This is a genomic window from Pseudomonas sp. NPDC007930 (assembly GCF_042958985.1).
GTDB lineage: Bacteria > Pseudomonadota > Gammaproteobacteria > Pseudomonadales > Pseudomonadaceae > Aquipseudomonas.
Genome location: NZ_JBIBKC010000006.1, coordinates 87,953 through 99,106, shown reverse-complemented (window position 1 = coordinate 99,106; position 11,154 = coordinate 87,953). Strand labels below are relative to the sequence as shown.

Genomic DNA, 11,154 nt, shown 5'->3' with positions numbered 1-11,154 from the left:
GGTAATCCGATGAAGGGTGTGGTGGGGTTTGAGGGCCCTTCGCCCGGCACAGCCGGAGTGCTGTTCACTTAAGCCATTTCACGGCTTTAGGGATGGATCAATCTGTGAGCTCTGCTGAATTTGTGCATGAGCTTCAGGGCCTATCGCCCGGCACAGCCGGCCTCCCACCAGATTTGTGTAAGCCATTGATTTTTGGAGCAACACAGACCCCGTGGGAGGCCGGCTGTGCCGGGCGAAGGGCCTGCCGCCTTAGAGCTTGTCGAACAGGCTCAGCTGGGAAATCTTCGCGAACGACAGCTGCGCGGCTTGCAGCATGGTTTGCTGCAGCGTCAGCTTCGAGGTGGCGGCGGCCATGTCGGTGTCGCCGATGTCCGACTGGGTCGAGGCATTGGCCAACTGCAGGCTTTGGTTCTCGTTGCTCTGGATGTCCAGCACGTTCTGCCGCGCACCGATCGAGCCACGGGTGGTGTCGACCCGGGTGCTGGCCGAGCCGATGTTGCCGATCGCCGACTCCAGCGCGTTCTTCAGCGCCCGCTGGGCCGCGGCATCGCCGGTGGTCGGGGTGCTCAGGGCGGTTTGCAGCTGGTTCAGCGTGTCGAGGATGTTCTGCGTGCTATGGGTGTTGGCGCTCACGGTGAACTGGTCGTTGTCCGCCGGCGTGCCGCTCACGGCGAAGGTCACCCCGGCGGTGGTCAGCGAGCCGCTGCCGTCGTAGGTGCCGGTGGCGATCGGCTTGCTGCTGTCGGTCAACGGCTGGGCGTACACCGAGTACTCGCCGCTGTCGTTGGTGAACTTGATCACCGCCCCACCGGTGGGGAACGCCGCGGTGTAGGTGCCGGAATCGGTCACCGAACCGGTGGTCATCTGCGCGGTGGAGGTGTTGGTGGCGATGCGGTTGGTGGTGATGGTGTCGGGCTTGGCCTGCAGGGTGAACGAGCGCGCAGGGTCGAGCACCGTCGCCGCGGTGTCGCCGCTGCTCAGGGTCATGTTCACGCCGAAGTCAACGCCATACACGCTGATGGTGCTGCCGCCTTCTTTGGTCGAATCCCACACGCCCTTGCCGCTGGTTTGCGCGGTGATGTCATTACCGCTGGCGTCGGTCACGGTGTAAGCGGTGCCGCTGCTGAAGGTCAGGGTGTACGGCTGGCCGGCGGTGAAGCTCTTGTTGTAGCTGGTCAGCGAGTTCAACTGGCCGTTGCTGACCGCCAGTTTACCGTCGGCGGTGCCGGCGGTCTGGGTGGTCAGGGTGCGGCTGGTGTTGGTGGCCAGGTCGAAAATACTGAAGCCGGTGTCGTTGGTGGCCACGCTCAGGGTGTCGGACACCTGCAGGCTGAGCTGGGTCTCGTCGCCCTGGTAGGTGTAGGTGCCGTCGCTGTTGAGCAAGTACGGCTGGGTGTTGGTCTTCGAGCCGCTGAACAGGTACTGGCCGTTGGAATCCTTGGTATTGAGCAGGCCATAGATGGTCTGCTTGATCTGCCCGATCTCGCTGGAGATCGACGCCCGGTCGTCGTCGGTGAGCGCGCCGTTGCCGGCCTCAACCGCCAGTTCCTGGGCACGCTGCAGCGCCGTGGTCACGTTGGCCAGCACGCTTTCCTCGCTGTTCAGCGAGTTGTTGGCCAGGGTGGTGTTCTGGCTGTACTGGGTCAGCACCGAGCTCTGCTGTTGCAGTTGCAGCAGCTTCGAGGCGCCGATCGGATCATCCGCGGCGGTTTGGATGCGCTTGCCGGTACTGATCTGCTCCTGGGTCTTGGCCGTGTCGGAGAACCCCTTGGAGTAGTTCGACGTGCTGTTGGTGTAGTACTGGCTGGTCGAGATACGCATGGCAAGGGCTCCTTACAGGGCGTTGAGCAGGGTGGAGAAAATTTCCTGCGCAGTCTTGATGATCTGCGAGGACGCCGTGTAGTACTGCTGAAATTTCACCAGGTCGGCGGCTTCTTCGTCGAGGTTGACCCCGGCGACCGAATCCCGGCTGTCGGTGGCCGACTTCAACACCGCGGCGGTGGCGGTGGCGTCACTGGAGGCCTGGGCCGCCTTGGCGCCGACGTTCTCCACCAGCTTGGCGTAGGCGCCGGTCATGCTCACGCCGCCACCGCCGGCGCTGGTGCCCACGGTCTTGGCGGTTTGCAGGCTGATCAGCGACTGCGCGTTGCGGTTATCCGAAGACCCGTCGGTGTTGTAGGCCACGGTGTAGCTGTCGTTGGCGACCGGCGAGCCGCTGACCGACATCTGGAAGGTGGCGTTCATGGCGTTGCCGTCGGCATCGACCATCTGCGTGCCACTGTCATCGAGCATCGGCACGGAAATATTCAGGGTGTTGGTCTGGTTCGGCACGATGGTGCCGGTGCCGATGCTGGTGCCCTTGGAGTTGTAGACGGTATAGGCCTGGCTGCCGTTGCTCGAGGTACCGAACACCAGCTTGACCGGCATGCTGTTCTCGATGCCGGTTTGCGCCTTGGCCAACGCCGCGCTGTCGTACACGTTCAACTGGGTGGTCAGCACCGGCTGGGTGATGCTGCCGGTACCGGTGTTGCCCGAGCTGCTGGTGGCCGCCAACGGCGAGGCGAAGGCAAGCTTCGACACGTCGGTCATGGTGGTGCTGATCAGGCTGGCGCCGGAGCGGGTCGGGGTCACCAGGAAGCTGTCACCGGCGCTCGGCGCGCCGCCGTTCATGGCCAGCTGGAAGCCGTCGATGGTGGGCGTCGGGTCTTCGTCCAGGGTGTGGCTGCCCATGGAGGTGCCGTCGGAGCGGGTCACCGTGTAGGTGTTGGCGTCGGTGAATTTCACCGAGTAGTTGTAGGTGCTCAGCGCGCTGGAGTTGCTGATGCTCACGCTCAACGTGCCGGTGGCGGTGTTGTTGGTGCTCGCCGCCTGGCTGCGCGAGGCCAGCGCGGTGGCACTGTTGATGCTGGAAAACAGGTTCGAGCCAAAGTCGCCATTGAGGTCGATGCCCTGGCCGAGCTGGGTGTTGATCTGGTCGCTGACCACGGTCGCCATGCGCCCGAGTTCGTTCATCGCCGGCTGCAGCACCTCTTTGCGGTAGCTGAGCAGGCCGCCGATCTGGCCGCCGCTGACCACGCTGGTCACGTCGGAGCTGTAGCTGGCGTAGTTGACGGTCAGGCCGTACTGGCTCGGGTCGGTCGAGCTGGGCTGGGCCGTCAGAGTATTGGAGGTGGTGCCCGAAACCAGCGCCTGGCCGGTACCCAGGTACACGTCGTAGGCGCCGTCACGCTGCTGCACGGTCACGCCCACCAGCTCGTTGAGCGAGCGCACCGCTTCGTCGCGGGCGTCGAGCAAGCTGTTGGGCGAGGTGCCGTTGGCCGACAGGGCGACGATCTGCTGGTTGAGGGTGGCGATCGACGAACTGAGCTGGTTGACCTGCCCGGCCAGCGTGCCCAGTTGGCTGTTGATCGAGTCGTTCTGCGAGGCCATTTGCGACGAGACCGAGTTGAAGCGGTTCGACAGCGTTTGCGCGGCGGTCACCAGCAACTGCCGCGACGCGGTGTCGCTCGGCGAGGCGGCGGCGGTTTGCAGCGACGAGAAGAAGCTCGACAGCACCGAGGTGATCCCGGTGGAGCTGTCGGACAGCAGCGAATCGAGCGAGGCGGCCTGGGTCGAATAGGTGCTGGCCTGGGAACTCAGGGCGGTACTGGCCGACACTTGGTTCTGCAGGTACGAGCTGTAGATCCGGCGCACTTCGGCGAGGGTGGTCCCGGTACCGACATAACCGGCGCCGCCGATGCTTTCGAGGGCACCGGCGTTGCTCACGGTCGACTGCCGCGAGTAGCCCGCGGTCGACACGTTGGTGATGTTGTTACTGGTGGTCGACAGCGCGGTCTGGCTGGACGACAGCCCGGAAAGCCCGACGTTGATCAGATTCGCCATGGTTCAAGCCTTACAAAGTCGAAGTGGTGCCGCTGCCGGCCGCATAGTTTTGGTAGTTCTGGAGCTGCTTGGCGATCGCCGTGATCTTGCTGGCGTAGTTCGGGTCAGTGGCATACCCGGCCTTTTGCAGCTCTTTTACAAACTGTTCCGGGTTATCGGCCGCCTTCAACGTATCTTGATAGCGATCGTTGTTCTGCAGCAGGTTGACCAGGTCATGGAAGCTGTCGGCGTACGAACCGTAGGCACGGAACTGCGCGGTTTCCTTCACTTCCTGGCCGTTTTCGTATTCGCTGGTGACCGCCCGCGCCGAGTCGCCCTTCCAGCTGCCGGTGGCCTTGATGTTGAACAGGTTGTGGCTGCTGCTGCCGTCGTCCTGGCGCAGGATCGACTTGCCCCAACCGGTTTCCAGGGCCGCCTGGGCGACCAGCACGGTGGGGCTGACGCCAATGCGCGCGGCGGCGTCCTGGGCCATCGGCAGCATGGTGGCGATGAATTCGTCGGGCGAGCTGAACGCCGCCTTGTTCGGTGCCAGCGGCACCTGGGAATAGGTGCGCGCCTGCGCCTTCACGTTGCTGGCGAAGTTCTCGGTCCAGTCGCCGTAGCTGCCGTCACTGCCCTGCCCGGCCGCGCCGCTGCTGGCGGCGTTGGCGCTGGCCACGGCGGCGGCCACGCCCGACGGCGCGCTGCCCGGTACACTGATGCGGTTGGCCAGTTGCGGGTGCAGGTCGGTGAACTTGGCCACAGTGCTGCCATCGCGCGCCAGTTTGCTGGCGTCGCTGCTCGGCACGATGCCGGCGAGCAGGCGGTCGGCGGCCTTGCTCGGCAGGGCCAGGCGGCGTTCGTTGAGCTTGGCCATGTCGTTGCGCGCCACGCCGGTGCTGCTGGCGTCGGCAGCGGCGCTGCGCTGCGCGCCCAGGGCATGGGCGCTGCCATCCACGCTGCGGTTGAACGGGTTCTTGCCGTCGCCCACCGGGCGGTTGACGCTGTTCGACAGCTGGCGCATCAGCACGTTTTGCAGGCCGATGCCGTTGCCCTTGTGCGACAAGGTCACGGCCAACTGCTGGTCGTACATCTCTTGGTACTGCTTGGCCGTTTCGGTGTTCATTGGGTTGTCTTTGCCCAACTGCTCGGTGGCCGAGCGCATGGACTTGAGCATTTCACCGACAAACACCGACTCGAACTCCTGCGCAACCTTACGCAGGTTGGCATCGCTGTCGCGGTCGCCGTACTTCAGCGAGCTGACACGGTTCAGGTCGGTGTAGGCACCGGAGTCGGTGCCGGATGAAACGCCGCCGTTAGGCATGTCCATGCTGCATCACCTCAGATAACGATCAGGTCGGCTTGCAACGCTCCGGCCTGCTTCAAGGCTTCAAGGATCGCCATCAGGTCACTGGGCGCGGCGCCAACCTGGTTGACGGCACGCACGATCTCATCAAGCGTGGTTCCGGGGCCGAACTTGAACATCGGCTTGGCTTCCTGTTCGGCGTTGACCTTCGACCGTGGGACCACTGCCGTCTGGCCGCCGGACAAAGCACCGGGTTGGCTGACGATCGGGTCTTCGGTGATGGTCACCGTCAGGCTGCCGTGAGTCACTGCCGCTGGCGAAACCTTGACGTTCTGGCCGATCACAATCGTGCCGGTCCGAGAGTTGATGATGACCTTGGCCATGGCCTGGCCGGGGTCTACTTCAAGGTTTTCCAGAATCGACAGGTAGTCGACGCGCTGGTTCGGGTCCAACGGTGCAGTGACGCGTACCGAGCCCCCGTCCACTGCAGTTGCAACTCCTGGGCCAAGCAGCTCGTTGACCTTGTCGACAATGTGCTTGGCGGTGGTGAAGTCAGGCCGGTTGAGGTTCAGCGTCAGGTAGTTGCCCTGGTCGAAGCCACTGGGTACCGAACGTTCGACCGTGGCACCGCCCGGAATACGCCCCGCCGACGGTACGTTGACGGTAATTTTCGAGCCGTCACGGCCTTCAGCGTCAAAACCACCTACTACCAGGTTGCCCTGGGCAATCGCGTAAACGTTGCCGTCGATACCCTTGAGCGGGGTCATCAGCAGGCTGCCGCCACGCAGGCTTTTCGAGTTACCGATGCTCGACACGGTGATGTCAATGGTCTGGCCCGGCTTGGAGAACGCCGGCAGGTCGGCATGGATCGACACCGCCGCGACGTTCTTCAGCTGGGTGGTGCTGGTGCCGGCCGGCACCTTGATGCCGAACTGCGCCAACATGTTGTTGAAGGTCTGCAGGGTGAACGGGGTCTGGGTGGTCTGGTCACCCGTACCGTCCAGGCCTACCACCAGGCCGTAACCGATCAACTGGTTGTTGCGCACGCCCTGGACGCTGGCGATATCCTTGAGCCGTTCCGCGTGGGCTACCCCGCCCACGCTCAAAACCAGGAAAGCCGCGACCATCAACTGTTTGAATTTCGACATGTTCGTGCGCACTCAGAAGGGGTAGTAGGGGCTCGCGAAGAAACGGTCCAGCCAACCAGGCTGGCTCGCTTCGGCAAACGAACCGGTACCGGAATACGTGATACGGGCATCGGCGACGCGGGTCGACGACACGGTATTGTCGGTCGCGATGTCATCTGCACGAATCAGGCCAGCAATGCGCACGAGTTCTTCACCGGTGTTCAGGGTCAGCCATTTCTCGCCACGGACCGCGATGATGCCGTTGGGCAGCACATCGGCCACGGTCACGGTGATCGAACCCGTCAAACTGTTGGCCTGGTCACCCTTGGCCTGGCCGTTGGTGGCGCGGTCGCCGGTGTAGCCAACGCCGAGGTTGGCCTTGCCGCCGGTCAGCGGGTTGCTGCCGCTCACGCCACCGCCGAACAGCGAGGTCAGGCCCATGCTGTTGCTGCTGGTCTTGCTCACCTTCGAGTCCGCGCTTTTCGACGCGCTCATCTTCTCGTTGAGGGTCACGGTGATGATGTCGCCCACACGGAACGCTTTGCGGTCGGTGTACAGGTTCTGGTCGAAGCCGGCCTGGTAGATCGAACCGTTGGTCGCCGCGGCAGGCAGCGGAGTTCGCGGCAGCACCGGCGAGTAGTACGGGTCGTTCGGTTTCGGCGGGGGTGCCATGCAGCCGCCGAGCACGGTAGAACCAACCAGCAGCAGAGCGATAGGCAGACGTTTCATCACAGCTTCGACCTCAAGGGAGTTACTGATCCTTCAGCCAGTTAAAGGGCTATTACAGGTTCTGGGTGATGAAGCCCAGCATCGAGTCGGCGGTGGAGATCACCTTGGAGTTCATCTCGTAGGCACGCTGGGTGGTGATCATGTTGACCATCTCTTCCACGGTGCTGACGTTGGAGTTTTCCAGGGTGTTCTGCAGCACGGTGCCGAAGCCGTTCAGGCCTGGGGTACCGACGTTCGGCGCGCCGCTGGAGGCGGTTTCCAGGTACAGGTTGCCACCGATGGCCTGCAGGCCCGGCGGGTTGACGAAGTCAGCGGTCTGCACGTTGCCGATCACCTGCGCGGTGGCGTTGCCGGCGGTGGTGATCGACACGGTACCGTCGGTGCCCACGGTGAAGCTCTGCGCTTCGGCCGGCACCACGATCGCCGGTTGCAGGGCCAGGCCCTGGCTGGTAACGATCTGGCCGTCGGAGTTCAGGTGGAAGGTACCGTCGCGGGTGTAGGCGATGGTGCCGTCCGGCTGGCTGATCTGGAAGAACCCGTGGCCGTTGATGGCCATGTCCAGCGGCTGGTCGGTGGTTTGCAGGCTGCCTTCGGTGAAGTTCTTCTGCGTGCCGACGATGCGCACACCGGTACCAAGCTGCAGGCCCGAGGGCAGTTGGCTGTCCTGGGTCGACTGCGCGCCGGGCTGGCGGCGGGTTTGGTAGAGCAGGTCCTGGAATTCGGCACGGTCTTTCTTGAAGCCGGTGGTCGACACGTTGGCCAGGTTGTTGGAAATGGTGGTCAGGTTGGTGTCTTGCGCAGCCAAACCGGTTTTCGCGACCCAAAGTGCTGGAAGCATTGCGTTCTCCTGTGCCGCCGCTGAAGGCGGCGCTGAAATTCGTCAATAAAACGGTGGGTTATCAGGACATTTGCAGGACGCGTGCCATCGCTTCATCGTCTTCCTTGGCAGTCGTCATCATCTTGATGTGCATCTCGAACTGCTTGGAAAGCGACATCACGTGGGTCATCTCTTCAACCGCGTTCACGTTACTGCCCTGCAGAAAGCCGCTGGTCACCTGCACGTTGGCGTCGACCGTGGCCGGCTGGCCGCTTTTGGTATGGATCAAACCGTCGCTGCCCTTGATCAGGTCCGAGTCTTTGGCGCTGACCAGCTTGAGCCGGTCGACCACCGCCAGCACCGACGGGCCCTGGCCCAGCGAACGGATGCTGATGGTGCCGTCCTGGCCGATTTCGATCTTGTCGTCCGGCGGCACGGCGATCGGGCCACCGTTGCCCAGTACCGTCATGCCGGTGCTGGTGCGCAGCACGCCGAGGGCATCGACGTTGAGGCTGGCGGTCTTGGTGTAGGCCTCGGAACCGTCCGGGGCCTGCACGGCAATCCAGCCCTCGCCGCCGACGGCGACGTCCATGTCGCGGCCGGTTTCGATCATCGGGCCAGCGCTCATGTCGGTGGCCGGGTTCTCGGTCATGGCGAAGGCGCGCGAGGCGAAGGTGTCGCCGAACAGCGGCATGGAACGAGCCTGCTCGAGGTCTTTCTGAAAGCCATTGGTGGAAACGTTGGCCAGGTTGTTGGCATGAGCCTTCTGCGCGTAAGCGTTCTGGCTGGCGCCGGTCATGGCCACATAAAGCATCTTGTCCACTGGTGATCTCCCTCGACGAACACTTGCCGCCGTACTGTGAGTTACCAGAGCTATAGCAAAGGCCGGGCCAACTTTTGAAAAAACTGCGCAACCCTTGTATCACGCGGGTTACAGCGAGGCGGGAGATTTCATGCGGGAGAAAAGCGCCGAGATTTCGGCGCGATATTGCCGGGCAACGGCAACAGCCAAGCGACGGTTTAACGCCGCGGGCTACGGGCGGCAGCCGGCGTTGCGAAACGGCCCGGCAAAACGTACGAATTGCGGGCCCGGGTCGACCTGCGAACAGACCAACTGGTTGCTGACCATGCTGCGGTAGCTGTACCAGGGCGCGGAACCGCCCTGGGCCAGGCTGGCCGCCGCAAGCGCCAGAAACACCACAGCGAGACGACGGAAAAACGCCATGCTAGGAGTCCTCGCGGGCGTCCTTGCCCGCTGGGCCATCAGGTCATCTGGATGATGGTCTGCATGATGGTGCTTTCGGTGGAGATGGTCTTGGCGTTCGCCTGGTAGTTGCTTTGCGCCTTGATCAGGTTCACCAGTTCAGCGGTCAGGTCGACGTTGGAGTCTTCCAGCGCGCCGGCGGTCAGGGTACCCATGGTGCCGCTGGCCGGGGCGCCCACCACCGGTACGCCGGAGGCGGCGGATTCGCGCCAGCCGGTGTTGCCGTTGGGGGTCAGGCCCTGCACGTTGGCGAAGTTGGCCAAGGCCACCTGGCCGATGGTTTTCGACTGGCCGTTGCTGTACGTACCGAACAGGTTACCTTCGTTGTCGATGGTCAGCGACGACAGGCTGCCGGTGGCGTAGCCGTTCTGGGTCTTGGCGGTGGTCGCGGAGCTGGTGTTGTACGAGGTGGTCTGGGTCATGTTGATGGTCACGCCAGCGGTCGCCGCCACCGAGCCGTTGCTGGCCATGTCGCCGGCGGCATTCTTCGCGGCCGGTACCCAGTCGCTCATGGTGAATTTGCCGGTGGTGTCGACGGTCAGGTCCGAACTGGTCGAGCTGGCCAGCGAACCGTCGGAGTTGAAGCTCAGGGTTGCGCTGTACGGCACGGTCGAAGCCGGGTTGCCGGGGTTTACGCCGTCCACGGTGACGTACATCGACCACTCGTTGGTGTCGGTCTTGGCGAAGTACTGGGTCAGGGTGTGGGAGTTACCCTGGCTGTCGAAAATGTCGGTACTGAAGGTGTAGTTGTACGAGTTGGTGTCGGCGGCATCGAACGGGCTCACCGACGGGGTGCTGCTGGTGGAGTTCAGGTTCAGGGTTTCCGACAGGGTATCGGTGGCCTTGGGCGCCAGTGCCGAGGTGTCGACCTTCAGGGTGGTGAGCACGCCGGCCACGACCTTGCCGTCGGCGTCAACGCTGTAGCCCATCAGCTTGGCGCCGTTGGCGTCGACGATGTTGCCGGCGTTGTCGGTCCCGAAGGCACCGGCGCGGGTGTAGACCTTGTTGCCGTTGTCGCTGGTAATGAAGAAGCCGTTACCGTTGATGGCCATGTCCAGGCTGGCACCGGTGCTGGTGATGGTGCCCTGGGTAAACTGTTGCGACACCTGTTCGGTGGTCACGCCGGTACCGGCGCCGTTCTTGGCGCTGCCCAGGAACAACGAGTTGGCGTACACGTCGCCGAATTCGGCACGCGAGGATTTGAAGCCGGTGGTGGCGACGTTGGCAATGTTGTTGCCGGTGACGTTAAGGGCAGTGTTGGCAGCATTCAGACCGCTGAGGCCGACGTTGAACGACATAATTGACTCCTAGGTTGCCGAAAGGTCGGCTTACAGTCCGATGGTGTTGACGGCAGAGAGCTTCACACTGGAGCCGTCAGCCAATTTAAGGGTCATGTCACTTGCCGAACTTCCCAGGGTCACACTGGTGACGGTAGAAGGCAGGTAAGTGGTTTGTGCAACTGCCTTGCCGTCGAGTACGGCGTTGGCCACAAACTTGTAGGTGCCAGACGCCAACGTATTGCCGTCGTTGTCGGTACCGTCCCAGTTGAAACTCACCGTCCCGGCGCTTTGCGAGCCCAGGTCGATGTTCTTCACCAGCGTGCCATCGGCGTCGTAAACGTCGACCGTGGCGTCGGTGGTGGCGGCGCTCAGGGAAACCTGGCCGCTCAAGCCCGCGCTGGTGTCTACCGTGGTGCTGCTTGCCGCGGCCAGTACGCTATGGCCAACCAGCGACGAGGCTTGCAGCGCCTGCGAAGAGGTGTAGTTGCTCGCCAGGCTTTCAACCGTGCTGTTGAGGGTGTTGATCCCCTCCAGGCTGCTGAACTGCGCCAGTTGCGCAACGAATTCGGAGTTGTCCTGCGGGTCGAGCGGGTTCTGGTTCTTCAGCTGGGTCACCAGCAACTGGAGGAAGGTGTCCTTGCCCAGTGAGCTGGTACCGGTCGAAGAGCTCGAGCTCGACGAGCTGGTGCTCGACGCGGTGCTCGAGGAGCTCAGCGCATATTGCGAAAGTACGCTGGAGCCGCTGGTGCTGTCAGTGGTGGTAGTCATCG

10 protein-coding genes are annotated in these 11,154 nt (G+C 63.3%); all 10 read right to left on the bottom strand.

Annotated elements, in window-relative coordinates; translation table 11 throughout:
• Nucleotides 1-249: 249 nt before the first annotated feature.
• Nucleotides 250-1,821: a flagellar hook-associated protein 3 gene (locus ACFZCE_RS14740; RefSeq protein WP_390940177.1), complete on the bottom strand. Its 1,572-nt coding sequence runs from the start codon at nucleotides 1,819-1,821 to the stop codon at nucleotides 250-252.
• 12 nt (nucleotides 1,822-1,833) lie between these two features.
• Complete coding sequence (flgK, locus tag ACFZCE_RS14735; protein ID WP_390940175.1) at nucleotides 1,834-3,882, bottom strand: flagellar hook-associated protein FlgK; 2,049 nt, start codon at nucleotides 3,880-3,882, stop codon at nucleotides 1,834-1,836.
• Between the two features lie 10 nt (nucleotides 3,883-3,892).
• The gene (flgJ, locus tag ACFZCE_RS14730; protein ID WP_390940173.1) at nucleotides 3,893-5,191 is read right to left on the bottom strand and encodes a flagellar assembly peptidoglycan hydrolase FlgJ; all 1,299 of its coding nucleotides are present in this window, start codon (nucleotides 5,189-5,191) and stop codon (nucleotides 3,893-3,895) included.
• A gap of 11 nt (nucleotides 5,192-5,202) precedes the next feature.
• Nucleotides 5,203-6,315 carry a flagellar basal body P-ring protein FlgI gene (locus ACFZCE_RS14725; protein ID WP_390940171.1) on the bottom strand — a complete coding sequence of 371 codons (1,113 nt, stop codon included), beginning with the start codon at nucleotides 6,313-6,315 and terminating at the stop codon, nucleotides 5,203-5,205.
• Nucleotides 6,316-6,327: 12 nt separating this feature from the next.
• The gene (gene flgH / locus ACFZCE_RS14720) at nucleotides 6,328-7,023 is read right to left on the bottom strand and encodes a flagellar basal body L-ring protein FlgH (protein WP_390940169.1); all 696 of its coding nucleotides are present in this window, start codon (nucleotides 7,021-7,023) and stop codon (nucleotides 6,328-6,330) included.
• A gap of 52 nt (nucleotides 7,024-7,075) precedes the next feature.
• Entirely contained in the window at nucleotides 7,076-7,861 is a 786-nt protein-coding gene (gene flgG / locus ACFZCE_RS14715) for a flagellar basal-body rod protein FlgG (RefSeq protein ID WP_390940167.1), read from the bottom strand.
• A 61-nt stretch (nucleotides 7,862-7,922) separates the two neighbouring features.
• Nucleotides 7,923-8,663, bottom strand: coding sequence for a flagellar basal body rod protein FlgF (locus tag ACFZCE_RS14710; protein ID WP_390940165.1), 741 nt, complete (start codon nucleotides 8,661-8,663; stop codon nucleotides 7,923-7,925).
• Between the two features lie 210 nt (nucleotides 8,664-8,873).
• Nucleotides 8,874-9,065: a hypothetical protein gene (locus tag ACFZCE_RS14705; protein ID WP_390940163.1), complete on the bottom strand. Its 192-nt coding sequence runs from the start codon at nucleotides 9,063-9,065 to the stop codon at nucleotides 8,874-8,876.
• A 38-nt stretch (nucleotides 9,066-9,103) separates the two neighbouring features.
• A complete protein-coding gene (gene flgE, locus ACFZCE_RS14700) occupies nucleotides 9,104-10,402 on the bottom strand; it encodes a flagellar hook protein FlgE (protein WP_390940161.1) in 1,299 nt (432 codons plus the stop codon).
• 30 nt (nucleotides 10,403-10,432) lie between these two features.
• Nucleotides 10,433-11,152 (bottom strand): flagellar hook capping FlgD N-terminal domain-containing protein, encoded by a 720-nt coding sequence (locus ACFZCE_RS14695; protein WP_390940159.1) that lies wholly within the window; start codon nucleotides 11,150-11,152, stop codon nucleotides 10,433-10,435.
• Between the last annotated feature and the right edge of the window lie 2 nt (nucleotides 11,153-11,154).